The 19,987-nt window shown below is 37.6% G+C and carries 24 protein-coding genes; 4 read left to right on the top strand and 20 right to left on the bottom strand.

The window, feature by feature from the left end:
• Nucleotides 1–44 precede the first annotated feature (44 nt).
• From H9650_RS15945 to H9650_RS15910, 8 genes are all read right to left on the bottom strand, one after another.
• The gene (locus H9650_RS15945; protein WP_191697616.1) at nt 45–803 is read right to left on the bottom strand and encodes a hypothetical protein; all 759 of its coding nucleotides are present in this window, start codon (nt 801–803) and stop codon (nt 45–47) included.
• A 70-nt stretch (nt 804–873) separates the two neighbouring features.
• Entirely contained in the window at nt 874–1,293 is a 420-nt protein-coding gene (locus tag H9650_RS15940) for a DUF2262 domain-containing protein (RefSeq protein WP_191697615.1), read from the bottom strand.
• Between the two features lie 184 nt (nt 1,294–1,477).
• Nucleotides 1,478–2,200 (bottom strand): amino acid ABC transporter ATP-binding protein, encoded by a 723-nt coding sequence (locus H9650_RS15935; RefSeq protein ID WP_144539071.1) that lies wholly within the window; start codon nt 2,198–2,200, stop codon nt 1,478–1,480.
• Entirely contained in the window at nt 2,193–2,849 is a 657-nt protein-coding gene (locus tag H9650_RS15930; RefSeq protein WP_144539073.1) for an amino acid ABC transporter permease, read from the bottom strand. The genes H9650_RS15935 and H9650_RS15930 overlap by 8 nt, the downstream gene beginning before the upstream one ends.
• A 46-nt stretch (nt 2,850–2,895) precedes the next feature.
• Nucleotides 2,896–3,696 (bottom strand): transporter substrate-binding domain-containing protein, encoded by an 801-nt coding sequence (locus H9650_RS15925; RefSeq protein WP_144539075.1) that lies wholly within the window; start codon nt 3,694–3,696, stop codon nt 2,896–2,898.
• Between the two features lie 22 nt (nt 3,697–3,718).
• The gene (locus H9650_RS15920; RefSeq protein WP_144539077.1) at nt 3,719–5,026 is read right to left on the bottom strand and encodes an aspartate aminotransferase family protein; all 1,308 of its coding nucleotides are present in this window, start codon (nt 5,024–5,026) and stop codon (nt 3,719–3,721) included.
• Nucleotides 5,027–5,262: 236 nt separating this feature from the next.
• Entirely contained in the window at nt 5,263–5,667 is a 405-nt protein-coding gene (locus H9650_RS15915; RefSeq protein ID WP_191697614.1) for a hypothetical protein, read from the bottom strand.
• A 13-nt stretch (nt 5,668–5,680) separates the two neighbouring features.
• Complete coding sequence (locus tag H9650_RS15910) at nt 5,681–6,226, bottom strand: GNAT family N-acetyltransferase (RefSeq protein WP_191697613.1); 546 nt, start codon at nt 6,224–6,226, stop codon at nt 5,681–5,683.
• Nucleotides 6,227–6,356: 130 nt separating this feature from the next.
• Here H9650_RS15910 and H9650_RS15905 point away from each other — a divergent pair, with 130 nt between their 5' ends.
• The gene (locus H9650_RS15905) at nt 6,357–7,061 is read left to right on the top strand and encodes a class I SAM-dependent methyltransferase (RefSeq protein ID WP_154310074.1); all 705 of its coding nucleotides are present in this window, start codon (nt 6,357–6,359) and stop codon (nt 7,059–7,061) included.
• Between the two features lie 7 nt (nt 7,062–7,068).
• On the opposite strand, the gene H9650_RS15900 is transcribed toward H9650_RS15905, so the two are convergent.
• A complete protein-coding gene (locus tag H9650_RS15900; protein WP_144539085.1) occupies nt 7,069–7,917 on the bottom strand; it encodes a DUF2268 domain-containing protein in 849 nt (282 codons plus the stop codon).
• Between the two features lie 163 nt (nt 7,918–8,080).
• On the opposite strand from H9650_RS15900, the gene H9650_RS15895 reads away from it, so the two are divergent.
• The gene (locus tag H9650_RS15895) at nt 8,081–8,332 is read left to right on the top strand and encodes a hypothetical protein (RefSeq protein WP_144539087.1); all 252 of its coding nucleotides are present in this window, start codon (nt 8,081–8,083) and stop codon (nt 8,330–8,332) included.
• Nucleotides 8,333–8,706: 374 nt separating this feature from the next.
• Here H9650_RS15895 and H9650_RS15890 read toward each other — a convergent pair whose 3' ends face one another.
• The 8 genes from H9650_RS15890 to H9650_RS15855 all read right to left on the bottom strand — a co-directional run bounded on the left by H9650_RS15890 (nt 8,707) and on the right by H9650_RS15855 (nt 16,315).
• The gene (locus tag H9650_RS15890; protein WP_225216123.1) at nt 8,707–9,459 is read right to left on the bottom strand and encodes an SDR family NAD(P)-dependent oxidoreductase; all 753 of its coding nucleotides are present in this window, start codon (nt 9,457–9,459) and stop codon (nt 8,707–8,709) included.
• Nucleotides 9,460–9,793: 334 nt separating this feature from the next.
• Entirely contained in the window at nt 9,794–10,927 is a 1,134-nt protein-coding gene (locus tag H9650_RS15885; RefSeq protein WP_191697612.1) for a bifunctional cystathionine gamma-lyase/homocysteine desulfhydrase, read from the bottom strand.
• A 3-nt stretch (nt 10,928–10,930) separates the two neighbouring features.
• Nucleotides 10,931–11,860 carry a PLP-dependent cysteine synthase family protein gene (locus tag H9650_RS15880; protein WP_144539093.1) on the bottom strand — a complete coding sequence of 310 codons (930 nt, stop codon included), beginning with the start codon at nt 11,858–11,860 and terminating at the stop codon, nt 10,931–10,933.
• Complete coding sequence (locus H9650_RS15875) at nt 11,861–12,331, bottom strand: S-ribosylhomocysteine lyase (RefSeq protein WP_144539095.1); 471 nt, start codon at nt 12,329–12,331, stop codon at nt 11,861–11,863. It abuts the gene before it with no gap.
• 13 nt (nt 12,332–12,344) lie between these two features.
• Nucleotides 12,345–12,986, bottom strand: coding sequence for a class I SAM-dependent methyltransferase (locus H9650_RS15870; RefSeq protein WP_191697611.1), 642 nt, complete (start codon nt 12,984–12,986; stop codon nt 12,345–12,347).
• 263 nt (nt 12,987–13,249) lie between these two features.
• Nucleotides 13,250–13,732, bottom strand: coding sequence for an NUDIX hydrolase (locus tag H9650_RS15865; protein WP_154310068.1), 483 nt, complete (start codon nt 13,730–13,732; stop codon nt 13,250–13,252).
• Nucleotides 13,733–13,782: 50 nt separating this feature from the next.
• Nucleotides 13,783–15,627 carry an SLC13 family permease gene (locus H9650_RS15860; protein ID WP_154310067.1) on the bottom strand — a complete coding sequence of 615 codons (1,845 nt, stop codon included), beginning with the start codon at nt 15,625–15,627 and terminating at the stop codon, nt 13,783–13,785.
• Between the two features lie 184 nt (nt 15,628–15,811).
• Nucleotides 15,812–16,315 (bottom strand): GNAT family N-acetyltransferase, encoded by a 504-nt coding sequence (locus H9650_RS15855; RefSeq protein ID WP_191697610.1) that lies wholly within the window; start codon nt 16,313–16,315, stop codon nt 15,812–15,814.
• Between the two features lie 143 nt (nt 16,316–16,458).
• On the opposite strand from H9650_RS15855, the gene H9650_RS15850 reads away from it, so the two are divergent.
• Together H9650_RS15850 and H9650_RS15845 are read left to right on the top strand one after the other, a co-directional pair.
• The gene (locus H9650_RS15850; RefSeq protein ID WP_191697609.1) at nt 16,459–17,460 is read left to right on the top strand and encodes a S66 family peptidase; all 1,002 of its coding nucleotides are present in this window, start codon (nt 16,459–16,461) and stop codon (nt 17,458–17,460) included.
• Nucleotides 17,461–17,519: 59 nt separating this feature from the next.
• Nucleotides 17,520–17,720: a hypothetical protein gene (locus tag H9650_RS15845; RefSeq protein WP_191697608.1), complete on the top strand. Its 201-nt coding sequence runs from the start codon at nt 17,520–17,522 to the stop codon at nt 17,718–17,720.
• Between the two features lie 170 nt (nt 17,721–17,890).
• Here the strand turns inward: H9650_RS15845 and H9650_RS15840 are convergent, their stop codons facing one another.
• Genes H9650_RS15840 through H9650_RS15830 form a run of 3 tightly spaced genes read right to left on the bottom strand, consistent with a single transcriptional unit; the run spans nt 17,891 to nt 19,882 of the window.
• Nucleotides 17,891–18,637 (bottom strand): ABC transporter permease, encoded by a 747-nt coding sequence (locus tag H9650_RS15840; RefSeq protein ID WP_191697607.1) that lies wholly within the window; start codon nt 18,635–18,637, stop codon nt 17,891–17,893.
• Complete coding sequence (locus H9650_RS15835) at nt 18,634–19,353, bottom strand: ABC transporter ATP-binding protein (RefSeq protein ID WP_191697606.1); 720 nt, start codon at nt 19,351–19,353, stop codon at nt 18,634–18,636. The genes H9650_RS15840 and H9650_RS15835 overlap by 4 nt, the downstream gene beginning before the upstream one ends.
• On the bottom strand, nt 19,337–19,882 hold the full coding sequence (locus H9650_RS15830; RefSeq protein ID WP_225216122.1) for a GNAT family N-acetyltransferase: 546 nt from the start codon (nt 19,880–19,882) through the stop codon (nt 19,337–19,339). Before H9650_RS15830 ends, H9650_RS15835 begins: the two co-directional genes overlap by 17 nt.
• Nucleotides 19,883–19,987: the final 105 nt, after the last annotated feature.

The following is a 19,987-nucleotide window of genomic DNA, read 5'->3' as shown; positions in this document are numbered from 1 at the left end:
CAAACTTCAACATTTACTATTTTCATGTTCAGAGCTTGTTATTTTTATAATTGTTTTAGTAAATACGTACAAATTGGGTCTATATAATCGGCCTTTGGATGTTCACTTAACAACAGTCTAGTTAACTCCGTACGGTTATATTTTATAGTTTCTAGTCTCTTAAACTCTGGAGTACTCCCTAAACTATATAAATCATTTTTGTATTTTTCATGTATTTCTTTTACTTCTTTAGAGGTTAAATCGATAGTTACTTGATAAAGTAAAACCAATGATTTACCTCCATGTTTGATCAACCATGGTCTTAATGGAGATTTACATTTCGTTTTAGTTAGGTCAATCCCTAGCTCTTCTTGAATCTCCCTTTCAATGTTTTTATGTATACTGATATGCCCTTCTTCTAAATCATTTTCGTCTAATCCACCAGCCGCAAATTGAATTCTATCTGGATTAGCTGTTCCTTCATTCATATGACCAAAAACTATATATTGGTCCGAAGTAAGGATGAGTGTAGCGGGGTAGACAACAATACAGTCATACTGAGATGGTAACTCCGTTTTCCTACTATAAAGAAAATGGGCATAATCAGTATGGGTAAGGGAAATAAGTAGATTCTTTTCATCTTCTTGAACTTGATCAATACTAAAAACCTTTCCTCGATTGAAAATCCCTTTTCTGTTAATATTCTCCCAGTATTGATTTATTTTTGTTCTTATTTCTTCTGTTAAATCTACCTGCTTATCTAAAACATTTATCCTTATATTTGTAGGTATCTTTTCTAAACTAATATTATCGGAAACCTCCATATGTAACCTCTATTCTCAGTTATTTATTCATCTCTTGTAGGCTTTTTTATAGCCGAACAACAAATTAATCTCATCCAAAAATTTGAGCATCTTGATACAAACCGTTTTCATCAATATCTACTACTATCGTGTGTCCCCAAAATAAATCTCCATCGTCATAATATAATTCTGCGTTTCCCTCACAAAAGATTAACATTCCCTGCATTTTAATTCGTTTTTTAAATTCATCCTTATTGGTCATTCTTCCTTCATTCCACACTTCGTTATGTAGCTGCATTAAATCCTCTGCTATTTTTTCTTTATATAATTCCTCAGAGACTTTTATTGTTTCAAAGGTATTTTCAGCTACTTCAAATACTAAATCTTTATCAAATGACTCAACAGATATAGTTACATCTATAAAATAACCTTTCTGTATTTCGACTTTTCCCTCATAATTACCCCTATCTATATCAAAGGTTAGAACATCAAAAATACATTTATTTTCCACATTTTACCTCCCATTATTACTCTTCCCTATCTAACAGCTACTCAGTTTATGTATAACAATATTCTCTTTAATTCTACAAATACAGCACTAATACCTTTTTCAGTCATCCTTGCAATTTATTAATGCTAAAAAAGACAGCAAGCTCCAAATTATTGAGCTTGCTGCCGTTTGAATACATATTTTCTTATAAAACCTTTTCTAGGAATTCTTTTGCACGCTCCGATTTTGGAGAACTAAAGAATTCATTTGGTGGTGTGTCCTCTACTAATACTCCACCATCCAAAAATAAAATACGATCTGCTACCTCTTTGGCAAAGTTCATCTCGTGTGTCACGATAATCATCGTCATTCCTGATTCAGCTAAATCCTTCATAACCGCCAAAACCTCTTTTACCATCTCTGGGTCTAGGGCAGATGTCGGTTCATCGAATAGCATCACAGAAGGGTTCATCGCTAAGGCACGGGCAATAGCTACACGTTGCTTTTGTCCTCCTGACAAGCGATTTGGATATTCTGAACGTTTCTCAAAGAGTCCAACCTTTCTTAAAAGGTCCTCAGCAGTGGCTGTCGCCTCTGCCTTTGATTTCCCTTGAACCTGCATTGGTGCATAAGTTAGATTCTCTAATACCGTTTTATGAGGAAACAGATAAAAATGCTGAAAGACCATTCCTACATTTTCACGTACCTTCATAATATTTGTTTTTTTATCCGTCACGACATCATTTCCAATACTAATAACACCGCTTGTTGGGATTTCTAAAAGATTCAAGCAACGCAAAAAGGTAGACTTACCAGAACCGGATGGTCCAATGATTGCAATTACTTCCTGTTCCTTTATTTCCGTGGAAATGTTCTTTAAGACTTCATTTTTTCCAAATGATTTATATAATTTTTCTACTTTAATCACTTCTACTCATCCTCTTTTCTAGCTTTTTGCCAAGGAATGATAAAATAAGTGTAAGAATATAGTACATCACTCCGGCAATCATTAATGCCTCTAAATAACGATAAGAAGAACCACCAACGACATAAGCACGACGCATTATATCTAAAGCCCCGATCACTGTTACAATTGCAGATTCCTTCGTTAAAGTTATAAATTCATTCATAAGAGCAGGCATGATATTTTTCATAGCTTGTGGCAGGATAATATCCTTCATCATCTTTGCGTATGGAATGCCTAAAGCTAATGAAGCTTCCAACTGGCCTTTATCAACAGCATTGATACCTCCACGAATAATCTCTGAGATATACGCACCAGAGTTTAAACCAAATGCAATTATTGCTGCAGGCATTGGCTCAATATTAATATCAAAAAGCTGAGGAATTGCATAATAAATAATCATCAATTGTAAAACGAGTGGAGTTCCTCGAAAAATGGACGTATAAAAGTCTGCAAACCATCTCAATGCGGTAATTTTACCAATTTTACATAGAGCCAATAAAATACCTAAAACTAATCCGATAATTGTGGCTCCAACAACTATTTGAAGTGTAACACCTATTCCTTTTGCAATATAAGGAATAGAGGGAACGACTGCAGAAAAATCTAACATATCGTTACCCTCCTTTCTATCTAACTATTATATTTTTTATGCTAAATTATTCTGCTTCTACTACAAACCATTTTTCTCTAAGCTCATCAATTTTTCCTTCTTCAATTAGCTCATTGATAGCATTATCAAATTTCTCTTTAAGTTCACTGCCTTCTGGAAATACAGCTGCCTTATAATCGATTTCATCTACTACTACTGGGAAGAATGTAAGGTCATCATTACGCTTTACATAGTTTTCTGCAACAATATCTTCAATGATTGCACCATCGAAACGCTTTGTCATTAATTCTTGAATAACCTCTGGTATTAAGTTGCGGCTCTCCACTTTCATATCTACTGTTTGCGCTACTTCATTCGCTAGCTCTTCTTGAATAGATGAAATTTGAACACCAACTGTTTTACCAGCTAAATCTTCCACTGATTTAATGCCACTATCTTTTTTAGTTACGACCATTTGCACTGTTTCGTTATAAGGAACAGAGAAGTCAACTACTTTGTCGCGTTCCTCTGTTGGTGTCATTCCTGATAATACGAAGTCTAATTTACCTGCTTGAATCGCTGGGATTAAACCGTTAAAATCGATGTTTTCCACTTCAATCTCATATCCTAGTTTTTCCCCGATTAAATTTGCTAAATCAATATCAAAACCAATAATTTCTTCACCTTTTGCAGTGTCTACATATTCAAATGGTGGATAGTCTGCTGAAGTACCCATTTTTAAAACTTGTTTTTCTTCTGAAGGAGATGATGCATTACCAGAATCTTTCGCCGTATCCTCTTTTGTTCCACATGCTGCTAGAATTGCTATAATCATTGCTAATATAACTAAAAGTAATTTATTTTTCATGATTGTTACTCCTTTTTCTATTTTATTTTGTTTCATTTGTATATCGAATAATTGCTTTTTCAAGCATTTTTAATCCATCATCAATTTGTTCCTTTGTTACTGTTAATGGAGGAATCATACGAATAACTTCGCCCACGTTTCCACAGAGATAGAAGAGCACGCCTTCCTCTAATGCGTAATCGAGAATTTTCATGACTGCCTGTCCATCTGGCTCTCCTGTTTCAAGGTTGGAGATTTCAATTCCGATCATTAAGCCGACAGAGCGAACATCACTAATTATCGCGTATTTTGCTTTTAGCTCATTTAATTTCTTCGTTGCATACGCCCCTACCACTTTAGAGTTTTCAACTAAGTTTTCCTCGTGAAAAATTTCTAATGTGGTCAATGCCACAGAGCACGCTATCGGATTTCCACCGAAAGTAGTTCCATGCATACCAATTGGCCATTTCTTCATTAACTCTTTAGAAGCAACAGTTGCACTAAGTGGCAGCCCAGAGGCGATTCCTTTAGCGATGGCCATGATATCGGGAGTTACTCCAAAATATTGGGAAGCAAACCATTCACCAGTTCGACCAAATCCAGTTTGAACTTCATCAAATATTAATAGTATTCCATGTTCATCACATATCTCTCGGATTCTCTTTACCCAAGATTTAGGAGGGATAATGTAGCCGCCCTCGCCTAGAACTGGTTCTAAAATAACGCATGCAACCTCTTCAGGAGTTACCTGATGCTTAAAGAGCCGCTTGAAATCTTTTTCTAACTGCTCTACACAGTATACTTCCGGGTCCATACCCTCTGGACAGCTCTTCGCGTCTGCATAAGGAATTTGGTAGGATAAATGCGATGGCTGTAAAAATTTCCGATACTTGCTTTTGGATGTTGTAACGCTTAATGCACCAAGTGAACGTCCATGAAAACAGCCTGTAAACGAAACCACATAAGGTCTTTCAGTGACAAACTTCGCTAGCTTTAAAGCCCCTTCAATAGCTTCGGTTCCGCTATTTGCAAAAAAGAAACAATCTAAATCTCCAGGCAACACTTCACCAAGATTTTTGGAAAGCTGGAGAATGGATTCATACATGATGACACCTGACGGACCATGTACTAATTGATCGGCAGCATCCTTGATGCTTTGAACGATTTTAGGATGACGATGCCCAGTATTCGTTACGGCTATACCTGAAGTAAAATCTAAATATTTTTTACCGTCTGCACCAAAATAATAACAGCCTTCTTCCTTGACTATTGGAATATTAGGATGGTCCTTTGCCATACTAGGTGCCAGAAAGTCTTCCATATTATCATATAAATTCAACCAATTACTCATATTGCTCACCTTCGCTTTTCTTCTACTATCATTTTCCAGATAGAATCATAGAATATATATTTAAATATTTATTAGCTAATGGATTTTTCTAATATTTATATAATATATGCCTTTATGTATAATTATACAATAGTAAATTTATGCAAAATAAAAGTTTAAATATGTCGAATTTTCAAATTAAAAATAATTAGTATTTTCAAGAGTACACTCTCTTCTTACTGAAGAGAGTGCTTACCTCAAATATGCTCCGTAATTTCTCGTGTCAACAACCAACGTCCCTTTATCTCTTCCCAATCCTCTAACGTAAAAAAACGAGTTAACTCTTGTCCGTTCTTTTCAATAATCATCTCATAAAATACTACGAACCTACCTGCATCACGCTGTCTAATAATTCGATGTTCAAATCTTTTTTTGGCGCCCTGTAAGGCTTCCACTGACTCCCTCATCCCCTGTACAGCTTCTGGACGGTCAAAGAACTCTGGCCTTTCAACATGACCATTAAAAAAAGTAACATAGTAATTTTGAGTCATAATTTCAAGACCTTCAGTTTTACCGGTAGACATTGCTACATTCCATGCTTGAATAAAGTCATCATGCACTTGTGTGAACTGTTCTACGGACGTTTGAAAAACATCTGCCATCAAATCCCCCCTATTATTTTGTCATCCTATCCCGGCTCAAATTGCTATAGAGAAAAGAGTCTCTCCAGCCGTCCTTCAATAAAATATTTTCTCTTAATAATCCTTCCTGTATCATACCTACTTTCTTTAAAACCTTTTCTGATGCAATATTTCGGACATCACAAGTAGCAGAAATACGGTTTAGCTTCAGCTCTTTAAATCCAAAATCAAGTAGTAAATGCGCAACCTGTGTAGCTATACCGTTACCCCAAAAGTTTGGATGTATTATATAGCCCATTTCTCCATTCTTATTGGCGTAATCTACATGAAATAGTTCTCCAGCTCCAATCATCTTATTACTTGTCTTTTCTACAACAGCAAACACATACCTAGTTCTTTTATCTTTCATAACGTCAGCTAAGACTTCCTTCAAGTAAGTTTTAGTGTCTTCGATACTATTTGGTCCCCAAGGCTGGTATTTGCAAACCTCTTCGTTAGATGCATAACCATGAATATCCATGAGAAAGCCATCTGTCATTTCAGTTAAGTATATGGTGTTGTTTTCTAGTCCATTCTCCATTTGAGGAATCTCCTATTTCTATTTACTTTCTTATGTTATTCTCCTTTATACGTTTTTTTCCCTTTAATCTACCTAGCTAATTAGTTATTTGACGCATATGCTATTTATAATGAAAACGGGAGGTTGCTTCATGTCAAACAAATACCTAGATTTACTATCATATTTTGGAATTGGAAGTGCTCATCCAGGTGGGTTTGGATTAACACAATTTCTTTTAAGAAAAGAGAAAATTCAAGCGTCTGAGTCTGTTTTAGATATTGGTTGTGGAACAGGAAAAACCTCTGCGTTTTTGTCTACTAAGTATGGTTGCAGTGTAACAGCTGTTGATAACCATCCCCTTATGATAAAAAAAGCTCGGGAGCGTTTGGATTTACTGGAGGGTACCATTCATTTAATCGAAGGGGATATCGAACACTTAAATTTAGAAGAGAATTCTTATGATGTCATTATTTCCGAATCAGTCCTTGTATTTACTAACATAGGCAATACCTTAAGTGAAATAGCTCGAATGCTAAAGAAGGATGGCAGGCTACTATTGATTGAAATGACTGGCACCTCCAATCTTTCGGAGCAAGTAAAGGAGAAAGTGAAGGAGCTCTATGGCGTTCAACAGCTATTTAGTGAGGAAGAGTGGAAAGATTGTTTGCAAAAGGCAGGATTTCAGCATATTGAAATGCTTGAGCCTCCAGTCAATATGGAACAAATAGACATCGACGACATAAATCCATCCAGCGAAATAGATATGTCACTTTATGATCTTTGGGATGAGCATAACCAATTTCTAAATGAATATAGTGACGTAGTAGGCTACCGGATTTTTAGATGTCGTCTATAGATATCTATTAACCTTTAATTGAAAAACTAGATCCTGCAATAATTTCCTTTGCTGTTTTCCGGTATAGTTCCCCATTTGGGAATGGCCCCTGTTTTTTTACAAAGGAATCTACTAAATGAAAGCCAATATGATACCCTATCCATTTTGGAAAGGGACTTCTAGGTTGGCCAAATAGAAAGATCTGATGATTTTTTATATCCTTTACTTTTAAAGAGGGAATAAAATGCTTTTTCCATATTTCTAGTGCTTCATCGTGTGAATAGAGTTCAATCCATGGGGCTAACCTTTTTGCTCCACAAACCTCTTTTACTGCATATTCCCCCAGACCTTCAATTATGAGAGAATCCTCCAAGGTTGTTTTTAAAGGAGAAAGGTTCAAAAATTGGAGCCTGCAAACATGATTATATTCATGTACCAGGGAAGCTTTGATTTCCTCATCAGAAAGATCCTTAGACACAAATAAAAACAATGCCTTTTTATAGGCCACGCCATTTTTAACTGGTAAGGGCTCTCTTGCCTGGCCTGTGCCTCTTATTTTAATAGGGAAGATATAAATCGGCACCTTGGGACCATTCCACAGTTTTCTTAACTGCTTATATTCATTATTTACTAGCTCCCATACTTTCCTTTCCTCCATTTTTTCTACAATGCTTTTCACTTCCTGCCATTCGTTTGGTTCAAATAATCCAAATCGTAGAAGTTCATAATGAATTGCTTCTCTATTTGTCTTAGGAAAAATATCCATCAGCGGCTCACATAGAAATTCACCCTGAAGCTGATAGACATCTTTCCTCTCTTCTTTTTCGCAGGATTCAATAAATTCATATAACCAACTAGAAGTTTTGATAACAGCCAACCTATCATTCCTTTCTCATTTCCTATTATCATTTCAGGTTTTGTATAAATCTTAAAACTATTAAGCCTAGTATTCATAGACGATTGTCTACTGTGAAAACTTCCATACGGCATATGTTATAGAACATACTTGTATGTAATTTTTTGAGAGAGGGGGACAAAAAATGAATCAATCACAAACATATGATTTATGCTGTAGATACCATGGAAAAAGAGTAAGAATTACGGACAACCAAGGTAGAACACATGTAGGACAAATTACAAAGGTTGATCGGGATATGGTATGGATTCGGCCTAACAATAACTTTGGAGGATATGGTTTAGGTTGGGGCTGGGGATTCGGACCAGGATTTGGTTACGGTATTGCATTAGGTGCAATTACTGGAATTGCTTTAGCTGGGGCTTTTTTCTGGTAATACTTCTTTTTTATACTTCTAAAAAAGGGAATGGGCTAGGACCTATTCCTTTTTCATTTTAGATTAAATTGTATTAAATGCCCGTTGCATGTAAAAGAAAATTCAGATTCTCTTGTGATAAATGCTTTCTACGCGCGGATTTATACCGATGGATTTGATGCCTGCCACTACAATTACATATTAATAAATGTTAGTGCTTTACCGGTAAAGTGCTGTTGACTCGAATACTCTTAATTAGTATGTCTTCCTGTTTGCCGAACAGTGATGTTGCTGATCTTAAGGCGTTTAAGATACAGATGTTCTTGAATTTAAAAAGCATACCACATAAGCGGTATGCCTTAATGTTATAGTATGCAATTGTCCAAATAAGTTACCTAGATAGCAGTAAATCCTCCATCAATTGGTACGACAGCACCATTAATGTATTTAGCCTCGCTCATCAATAAAAAGGAAACCAATTCAGCAACTTCCTCTGGTTGTCCTAAACGACGTTGTGGAATTGTAGCGGAAACTGCCTTAAATACATCTGGATTCATTTCTCTATATTGTTTAACCATAGGGGTTTCAGTAGATCCTGGAGCTACTGCGTTAATTTGAATTCCCTGATTTGCATATTCGGCTGCTAAAGATTTGGTAACACCGACTATACCATGCTTTGTTGCTGAATAACTTACTACACTGTCCTGTCCTACCAATCCAGCCGTAGAGGAAGTATTAACTATGCTACCTCCCCCATTTTTAATCATTTCCGGTAGTACGTAATATAGGCCGTATAAGGCACCTCTTAAGTTAATATCCAAAACAAGATCAATTTGCTCAATCGAATTGTCCAAGAATTTTTTACCTGGCCCTGAGATTCCTGCATTATTAAAGAACATATCTACCGAGCCAAAGGTGCTCACTGTTTTGTCTACGTACTGCTTAACCTCTTCAGCATTAGTAACATCTGCCTTGATAAAGATGCCCTTAGCTCCTTTTTCTTCAATCAAACGAACAGTTTCGTTCCCTTGCTCCTCTGACACATCAATAATGCTAATATTGACGCCTGACTCTGCAAGTTTTAAGGCTGTTGCTCGACCCAGCCCGCCACCGCCACCTGTAATGATTGCTGTCTTACTTGTACTCATATACATAACTCCCTTCTTACGTTAGCTTTCACTTATTAAATTCCCTAAACTAAACTCATAAAACATTATTTCAATATAGTAGGGAAACTATAAAGTCTCTCGTATTATTATGATATAAAATTCCTTCATCATACTTGAGTTAATTTCATAACACCTATTTTTATGAAGACATACGAACAATTAAGAAGAGAACAATTATATATGCAATATTTTCTAAAATTATAATTTAATTAATTTCTTGGCAAAGTGCTATAAAAAAACCCCGTAAAAATTAGATTAGTGTCTAACTTTTACGGGGCAGTTCATAACAAAGGTGGTGTGTTTTTTTATTTACTTAAGCTAATGCTTGCTCTAAGTCCTCAATTAAATCCTCTACATCCTCGATGCCTACAGAAATACGAACTAACCCATCGGTAATGCCCAATTCTGCTCTGCGGTCACTCGGTATTGATGCGTGAGTCATACGAGCAGGCACAGAGATTAAACTCTCTACTGCTCCTAAACTTTCGGCAAGAGTAAAGTATTGAAGCTTCGCTAAAAGTTCATCTGCCTTTTCAGCACTTCCGACATCAAAGGAAATCATGCCTCCAAAGCCAGTAGTTTGTTTTTTCATTAGTTCATGCCCTGAATGGGTAGAAAGTCCAGGATAAAATACTTTCCCAACCGCCTCATGCTCATTTAAAAATTCTGCAATTCGCTGGGCACTTTCATTGTGCTCTTCCATGCGTAGCCCTAATGTTTTAATACCACGCATCAATAGCCATGAATCCTGTGGACCTAATACTGCTCCAACTGAGTTTTGAACAAAATGCAGTTCGTTAGCTAACTCTTCAGAATTAACTACAGCTAGGCCAGCCACTACATCACTATGACCGCCTAAATACTTTGTAGCACTATGCACAACAATATCGGCACCTAGAGAAATTGGTTGTTGGAAATAAGGTGTCATGAACGTGTTGTCGACAATAGTTAACAGCCCTTTCTCCTTTGCATATTTTGCGACTGCCTCTATGTCAGTAACCTTAAGCAAAGGATTTGTTGGAGTTTCTAAGAAAATAGCCTTTGTATTATCTGTAATAGCAGCCTCCACATTGGCAAGGTCTCCAGTATCGACGAATGTTGCGTCAATTCCAAAACGGTTCAATACTTTAGAAATAACTCGAAAAGTCCCACCATAAACATCATCTGTTAATATGACATGGTCTCCCTTGCTAAAGAGCATCATTATAGAGCTTGTTGCTGCCATGCCTGAGGAAAAAGCAAAACCTGCTACCCCTCCCTCTAAATCACTAATCAGGACTTCTAATGCATGACGAGTCGGATTACCAGTACGTGAATATTCGTATCCCTTAAATTTACCTACTGCCTCTTGCTTATACGTACTTACTTGGTAAATCGGTGTAGACACTGCCCCTGTTGCTTCATCTCCAACGATCCCTGCATGAATAAGCTTTGTTTTTGCGCGCATATTTTATTCCTCCTTGAATAATTCATATACCTTCTGACTCAAATATCGTTCGCTAGAATCTGGGAAGATGGTTACGATATGGCTTCCTTCTTTAGCTACCTCCGCTTCCTTAATGGCTGCATAGAATGCTGCGCCAGAGGAACTTCCAACCAGTAAACCCTCTTTCTTCGATAGTCTACGTAACTCGGAAAAGGCATTCTTATCACTTACAGTATGAATTGCATTGAAGTAGGATGAATCCATAAACTTCGGTAAAAATTCCATACCGATACCTTCCGTTGTATGAGAACCAGCTTCTCCTCCATTCAAGATGGATCCAACTGGCTCAACAATTACTGTTTTTATTTTTTCATTCCGTTGCTTTAAAAAGATGGAAGTACCCATAAAGGTACCTCCTGAACCAGCACCTGCCACAAACACATCGATTTGACCTTCTAAATCCCTCCAAAGCTCTGGGCCCAGAGTTTGAACATAAGTGTTCGGGTTAGCTGGATTGGAAAACTGCGACGGTGAAAATGCATTAGCTGTTTTCTCTACCAACTCCTGAGCTTTATTAATGGCTCCTTGCATACCCAATGATGTATCCGTATTGATGACATCTGCACCTAGCGCCCGCATCAGCGTTTGCTTTTCTTGGCTGAATTTTTCTGGAACGACAAATACAACATTATATCCCTTTCCAATGGCAGCGAGTGCAAGTCCTATCCCTGTATTTCCAGCTGTAGGCTCAACAATCGTCCCACCCGGCACAAGTCTACCTGATTTCTCGGCATCCTCTATTAAAGACAAACCTAATCGATCCTTTATGCTTCCTCCAGGGTTTAAGTATTCTAATTTTGCAAAAATACGACAATTGTTTGGAATTGAAATGTTTGTTATTTCTATTAGTGGCGTATTTCCTATTAACTCCTGGACATTTCGATAAATATTCATTTATGCTTCCTCTTTGTAAATTTGTCGCCATTCGTCTTTTTTCGCTAGCATTTCAGATGCAATTTCTTTTGCCCCTTCTAAGCTATGACTTGCAGCCCATCCACACTGTACCTCATTACAAGCTGGGACCTCGGTCGCCTGAAGAACATCCTCTAATGTTTTTTCAAGAATTTCTAAAATTTCATCGTAATTCTCATGGTTGATCACAGAGAGGTAAAATCCTGTTTGACAGCCCATTGGACTTAAATCCACCACTTGTTCCGTATGATTGCGAATATTTTCAGCCATCAGATGCTCAAGTGAGTGCAATCCCGGCATTTCCATATGCTCTTTGTTTGGTTGTTTAAATCGGATATCATATTTGTATATTTCATCTCCATTGATACCTTCTTTTTTTCCTGCTAGGCGTACGAATGGTGCGACTACTTTTGTATGGTCTAGGTTAAAGCTTTCTACGTTCATTTTTTTCATCATTATTCGCTCCTTATTTTTTCGTTGCGTCCATGATCCAGACATAATCATTCATCTTCGAGAAGTGTGCCTGAAATCCTGCTTCTTCAAATAATTTCGTTAAAATTGGAATGGTCGTATAGTATTCTCGTTCTAAATCATCCGCTACATTATGAAAATTTCTAGATCTTTCTTTTTTTATCTGGTCCTGCTTTGCTTCCTCTGTGATAAATGCGGTATCCGCAAACACGACTTTGCCATTTTCCTTCAGAAGCGCTGAATATAGCTTTAGAGCCATTCCTTTTTCTTCATCCGTCAGGTGATGAAATACAAAAGAGCTGACAATAGAATCCACATGAGATTTCCCTATTTCAAACTGTAATAGGTCACCATCAATTATTTCTCTTTTTGGGAAACGTTCTGCTGTCATCTCTCTCATTTTTTCGTTCGGCTCGATGCCAATGACAGAAAAGTCTTTTTCAACTAACTTTGCTGTCAAGTTACCAGTTCCTGTACCAAATTCAACGACAGAAATCCCAGAAACACGATTGACTACTTCATTTAAAATAGAGTCATAGCCTTCAAAAACATCACGATACTCGGGATCCTTTCCTGAAACCGAAGCCTCGTATGAATCTGCCCATCCATCAAAAATATCTACAAATTCTCTACCCATTCGTTAAAACCCCTTTTAATAAGTATATTAAACCAAGTTGTTTACTTTGTTTTAACACTTTTATTTATATCATATTCAGCAGACGAATAAAAGGAAGATGTTTCTATTTTTATACCCCTTCTCTATACAAAAAAACAAAAAGAGCAAACCAGGTAAAGGTTTGCTCTAGAATTTTTATAGAAATGTAAATTTATTTTAGCTATCGCTGACTGATGTTTTAAAACAATTTCAACAAACATCAACTCAAAAAAATATGCTAATCATTAAATATATCTATTTAGTTTTAATTCAAAGGTTGGGTTGGTTACATATTCCTTGTAAATTACTTTTCCTTCGAATTCTAGATAAGCTTGATATCTTAACCGAATTGCATCTGCAGTTATCATAGTTAGTACCTCATCCTTCGGCACCCATGCTACCTCAGACGTTTCTTCAGAGGTACAAAGACTTCCACCAATTGGTTTACAAACAAAGTCCATCATGATTTTAGTCGGAACATCTGTTACCCCATCATGCCATTTGTAGGTTCCTGTGTTGGAATATACACCGTATAGCGTTAATACTTCCACATCTATACCGCTTTCCTCTTTTACCTCTCGGATTAAGCCTTCGATAACATTTTCTCCGTTTTCGATTTGCCCCCCTGGATAAACCCATCCACCATGCTCTGTTTTCACTAAAAGAATGTTGCCTTTTTCATCTTCTACAATTCCGCCTGCAGCTAAAATATGCGTTGGCATATTCATCTTCATACCCCCTATTTGAAAAAATTTCTATATAAGGGTATTTTACCATGTTACAGTGGGAAGAAAATAGGAATAAAAATCATCATGACGATGAACATGACTAACTGTAAAGGAATACCTGCCTTTACAAAATCGAAGAATTTATAACCTCCGGCTGTCATCACTAAAGCATTAGTCGGAGACGCAACAGGTGTTGCGAACGCCATACTAGATGAAACGGCAATGGCTATTAAGAAAGTATAAGGATTTGCACCCATACTAAGTGCTGCATTCATTGCAATTGGAGCAAAAAGAACGGCGGTGGCTGTGTTACTTATAAACTGACCAAATACCATTGTAATAAAATAAATACCTGCCAATACACCCAATGCACCTAAACCACCAAGGAGGTCAATTATTCCTTTAGACAGAATGACCATACCACCTGTATTTTCTAGAGCTGTAGCCATAGGTAGCATAGCTGCTATAAGAATAATACTTTCCCAGTTCATCTTCCCGTAAGCATCATCCATATTACGCAAGCATCCTGTTACGACCATTAATACTGCTCCTATTAAAACAGAAATTACGGCAGGGAATATTTCTGAAATCATCAATACAATCATTAGCACCATAATTGCTCCTGCAATAGGAGCCTTTCCGCTTGCTGCTGCCATACTTGCGTGTTCTTTTGGCTGTCCTACCACTACTACGTCATTTGTTGCCTTGGCTAAAAGCTCAATTTCCTCCCAGGCTCCTTGAATAAGCAAGGCATCTCCAAATCGCAGTCGTACGTTTGCCATCTCACTCAATACATAGTCACCCTTACGATTTATCCCCAATATATTTAGATTATATTTTTCACGGAAGCCGATGCTTGCAACTGTTTCATTAATCAGACTAGAATGTGGAGTCAATAATACCTCTGCAATTCCAAGCTGCTTAGAAACTAGCAAGTCTGGCATCGAATCGTCATCATCCACTTCCAGCAAATAATCCTTTGCCAAATCCTCGGTGTTTGTCAAAGAACCTTGAATATAGAGAACGTCCTTCGCCTGAATCGTACTTAGAGGACCTGCCATCTCTTGGTACGTCATTGGCAAAAGATTCATCCCTTCCATCGATTTACGATCAATCTTTAAAATAGCTAAATGATATTTCGCAGGTAGCTTTAAATCCGTTAATTTCTTTCCAATCATTAGAGAATGCTCAGGAACCTTCAAGCGATGCAGATTGCCCCCAAGCTCATAATCGACAGCTAGCTGTTTAGGTGAAAGCTTATGACCATCTCTGACTGCATCCTTCTTACTTGCTCTTGGTAGAACCCAATTTCTTGCCACAACAAAGTATAAGATACCTACAATAATAGCAATCACACCAACTGGAGTTATTTCAAAGAAACCAAGCTTTTCATAGCCATTGTCAACAAGCACTTGACTAACAATCAGGTTCGCCGGTGTCGCTATTAAGGTTAGCAAACCCGATAAACTACTTATATAAGAAAGTGGTATTAAATACTTGGACGGACTGCTATTGATGCTGATTGCAATACTGATGACAATTGGTAGCATTAATGCAACCGTTCCTGTATTACTCATGAAAGCCCCAACACTTCCTGTAATAAGTAACAGCAAAATAAATAATTTTTGTTCACTTTTTCCAGACCACTTGAGTAAAAGATTACCTGCGCTTTGGGCTAGTCCCGTTCTTACAATTCCTGCTCCAACGACAAATAATCCTGCAATCATAATTACAACGGAGTTAGAAAACCCTGCAAGCGCCTCTGAAGGGTCTAATACACCCGTAATAACAAATGCCAATAGTGCAAGTAGTGCCACTAAATCTGCTCGAATTCGATTGCTTATAAATAAAACGATACTAATCGCCAATATACTAAATGTTATTGCTAACTGCATATCTAAGTGAGCTCCTTCTGTTTTCGTCTCCTCTTATTATATAAAAAGTATGGACGAAGTAACCCCCAAATAGATCGAAGGTTGTTACAAATTAATATCAGAGCTTTAAAGAAGGAGTAAATAATAATGATGGGAAAGAGCAAAATGATTTGTTTACCAACTAACCAGCGTTTTCACATCTCTACTAACCTTTATTTACACTGTTATAGGCCGCATGAATGGCATCCCAATCATGTGGTCTAGCCATTCTCTTTTCTATGCTTTCTAATGGCTGAAATCCATATTGTTCATACAAGGTATGCGCATCCTTAGTTGCCAGATGGAAGTTTGTCCCCTTCAAATATGGATGGTTCACAATAATGCTCATTAGCCATTTACTAAGCCCTCTCCCTCTGTAATCAGGTAGAACAAAAACATCCCCTAGCCATGAATGTCTAACCAAGTCAGAAACTACTCGAGCAAATCCGACCAGTTTCGCTGTTCCAGATGTAGGATTTCCTTCATAAATTCCATAGCATAAAATTGAGTTCTCAATGGAGGCCTCGACCAAAACTTTTGTTACTCCTTTGAGCCAGTAGGAATCATTCGTTAAAAAATTATAAATGACGTCTATATCTAATAAACTCTTATCCGTACTAATATAAAAACCATTCTTTTCTATTAATATAGCCTCTTTAATATGTAACATTATTCATTCACATCCATTTTCTTTATTTTCATTTAAATATACTCTTTTCCAAATATAATTGTAAATACTTGTCTAAATTTTAAAAAAGTTATAGTTAGCGTTCTATATTTCTTTTATAGTATGTATAAAGGAGTGGAAGTTAAATGACATTATTAAACAGATTAGAAAAAGGAGATAAAATTGGAATTTATTCTCCCTCGTCGCCTATTACTTATTCCTCACCTAAGCGTTTCGAAAGGTCAAAGGCTTTTATTCGCTCAAAGGGTTTTGAGATAGTTGAAGGAAGCTTGACCGGAAAGCACGACCACTATCGCTCAGGAAGTATTAAGGATCGTGCAGAGGAATTAAATGAGCTAATCCGAAATCCGGAAATCCGTTGCATCATGTCCACTATTGGCGGTACGAACTCGAATGCAATTCTTCCATACATAGACTATGAAGCATTTAAGAAGGATCCAAAAATAGTAATCGGTTATTCTGATGCAACAGCCGTCCTTTTAGCGCTCTATGCCAAGACAGAAATACCAACCTTTTATGGACCTGCACTCGTTCCTTCCTTTGGAGAATTTGAGCCTTTCGTCGATTATACATATGATTACTTCTCTCAAATGCTAATCGAGCAGCAACAAGCTCCATACATTATTCCAACTCCTCCGTATTGGACAGACGAAATGGCCAATTGGGAGGATAAAACAAAGGATAAAGAGCAGCGAGACAACCAATGGATCTGCATAAATAAAGGAATTGCCGAAGGAAGACTCATCGGTGGCAACCTGAACGCGATGTATGGATTCTGGGGAAGCCCCTATATGCCAAGCATTAAAGAAGGCGATATCCTAATGATTGAGGACACCATGAAATCAGCCTCCATAGTAGAAAAAAACTTCAATTTATTGAAGGTCAATGGCGTTTTCGACCGAGTCGGAGGCATTATTTTAGGGAAGCATGAGCTATTTGATGATTCCGAAACGGCAAGACAACCATACGACATTCTCATAGAAACCATTGGGGACCTAAACATCCCTATCCTAGTAGACTTCGACTGCTGTCACACTCATCCGATGCTAACGATGCCAATTGGTCGCAAGGTAAAGCTAGATGCTACGAACAAAGAAGTAACAATTATGGAACAATGGATTAACTAAAAGAGTGTAGCCCGTGAGCTACACCCTTTTAGTGTGGGTTTGTCTTTTAGGAGGTACAGATGTGGAGACCGTGGATGTGGATGGGACGTAGTGTTACGGGAAATGACACTGTTGCGGAGATGGAAGTAAGTGTTGTGAAAAACCTTGGGAGTGTTGCGTGTAACTCGGAAAGTGTTGCAGTGACGTGGACAAGTGTTGCGCATAACTCGGAAAGTATTGCGCAGAAGGTGCTTAGTGTTGCAGAGAGCATGAAATATTAAGTAGACTTGAGAGAACCTTGCGGTGATGGAGTAGAACATTGCAGAGTTGCGACCGAACCTTGCACTGATCAATTGAAACATTGCAGAGACGGAGCCGAACCTTGCACTAATGCTGTTTTACTCACAAAGTTCACTAACTTTTCCCGATCTCTTTTATATTTTCCAGTATATTAACTCTTCAAGCGTAAGTCCTTCGTGAATAAGTTTTTGTAGCAAAGCATACTTAGCATCATGCTTGTGATGGCAGAGGAGCTTGTAAATACGAAAATGATTAATATTTGATAGCGAACTGCTTCAACTGGGTCTGCTCCGGCAATAATCATTCCTGTCATCATCCCTGGGAGCTGGACTAGCCCCACTGTTTTCATGGCATCAATAGTTGGAATCATACTGAATTTAACTGAACGCTTTAGCACGTCTTGTACAGCTTGCCTGCTTGTAGCTCCGAGTGAAAGAAGTGCTTCTATTTCTCCTTTTGAAGTATCTGTCTCCCGTTTTAATTGAGTTAAAAATAACCCGCAAGCAACCATTGCATTACCGATGGTCATCCCACTTAGTGGAATGATATATTGAGGAGTCGCCTCAATAATATGTAGGCTGAGTAGCAACCCCATCATTAATATCTCCATTGTCGCGATCGACAAAATGATTCTCCAGACAACGCCAGTCATTCCCTTAGCACGTTTTGCCGCATTCATAGCTGCCACTACGATCATCACACATATTATTAAAATGATAAAAAATATATTCTCGGACTGAAACACAAATTGTAAGACGTAACCGACTGCTAGTAATTGGACTGCAGCACGAACCGTTCCTACTGCAATATCTTTCTCCAAATCAAGCTTTTGCCAAACTGAAACTAGCATCGTAATAATCACGAATAAAAGAGTAAAACTAAGCGCTAAAAAACTCATTTGAACACCTCGTCCATCGAAACATCAAAAAATGAACGAGCATCAGTATCAATTGATAGCTTGCCATCCTCCATTAGCCATATCCGCTCACCAATACTCTTTGCCTGCTGGGTATCATGCGTGATAAGAATAAATGAAATGTCTTCTTCCTTGTGAAGCTTTAGAAGTAGACCCTCCACGTATTCCTTACTCTGCTGGTCAAGAGAAGCGGTTACTTCGTCTAATAATAGAATAGTTGGTCTTAACAGAAGTGATCTGATAAGAGCCACTCGTTGCTTTTCCCCACCTGATAAATCCTTCGCTTGCTTGTCCCAGCTGAGATGCTGGAGCCCCAACTGCACCATTAAACTTTTTGCATATTTCTCTTCGAAGGGTTTATCATGTAAACGACTTACTGTTTTCAAGTTATACTCTATAGTTCCTGGAAGCATAACCGGATGCTGAGACACATAAGCGATGTTCATTCTCCATTCACGAGCATCCTGAGATTTGGAGGAATTACCCTTATATTTTATTTCTCCTTGGTCAAATTCTTCCATTAAACCAATTGTGCGTAGCAGAGTGCTTTTTCCCTGACCTGACTTACCCAATAAAACCACCCGTTGCGGAGAGGTAATAATAGTAGTGATATTTTCAAACAAAAATGGACGATGACTATCCCCTTCTGTTTTCCAGTAATTTTTAGTTACACTATTTAGTTCAAGTAAATGATTCATTTTGTTCTTCCCATTCTTCTCTTAATAATCCCATACGGATAGAATCATAATAGACCCCATTATGTAAACGGCACTTTCTCATGCGCGCTTCCATTGTCATTCCTAACTTTTCTCCAACCTTGACCATTCGTTCATTGCCCGACCATGTTGTAAAACCAACACGTATCAGGGGCATTTCGTGAAAAAGATGATCAATCCACATTTTAAGCGCTTTGGTTCCGATGCCTGAATTCCAGAACATTGGATCGTAAATGAGGATCCCCATCTCTAACCACAGGGAAGCCTCATGCTCCCAATAATAACAAAGCGAACCTACTAAATCGTCGTTCACATATATCCCCCAAAAATCCTCTTGGTTCATGAAATAGTCTTTTTTCTGGATAAATTGTTCATATGTCATGGAAGTGTAGGGCTCAAAGGGGGCATCCCATTTTTTCCATTCTGGATAATCCTCTTTTAGGCTCAATTCCCATAAACGATATAATTCATCTTCTTTTACAGGTCTTATAATAATCTCTTGCACTTTCATGCCCCCTAACATACTTGCATATAATTTTATCACACTATTCTTTTTAAAGAATATTTCCTAAATAGTTTCTATTGTGGTAGAGTGTTATTTGTAAAAAAGTACATA

Origin of the sequence: Psychrobacillus faecigallinarum (genome assembly GCF_014836595.1) — a bacterium.
Lineage (GTDB): Bacteria > Bacillota > Bacilli > Bacillales_A > Planococcaceae > Psychrobacillus > Psychrobacillus faecigallinarum.
Note: the sequence above shows the minus strand (reverse complement) of the source record. Positions and strands in the feature narration are given on the sequence as shown.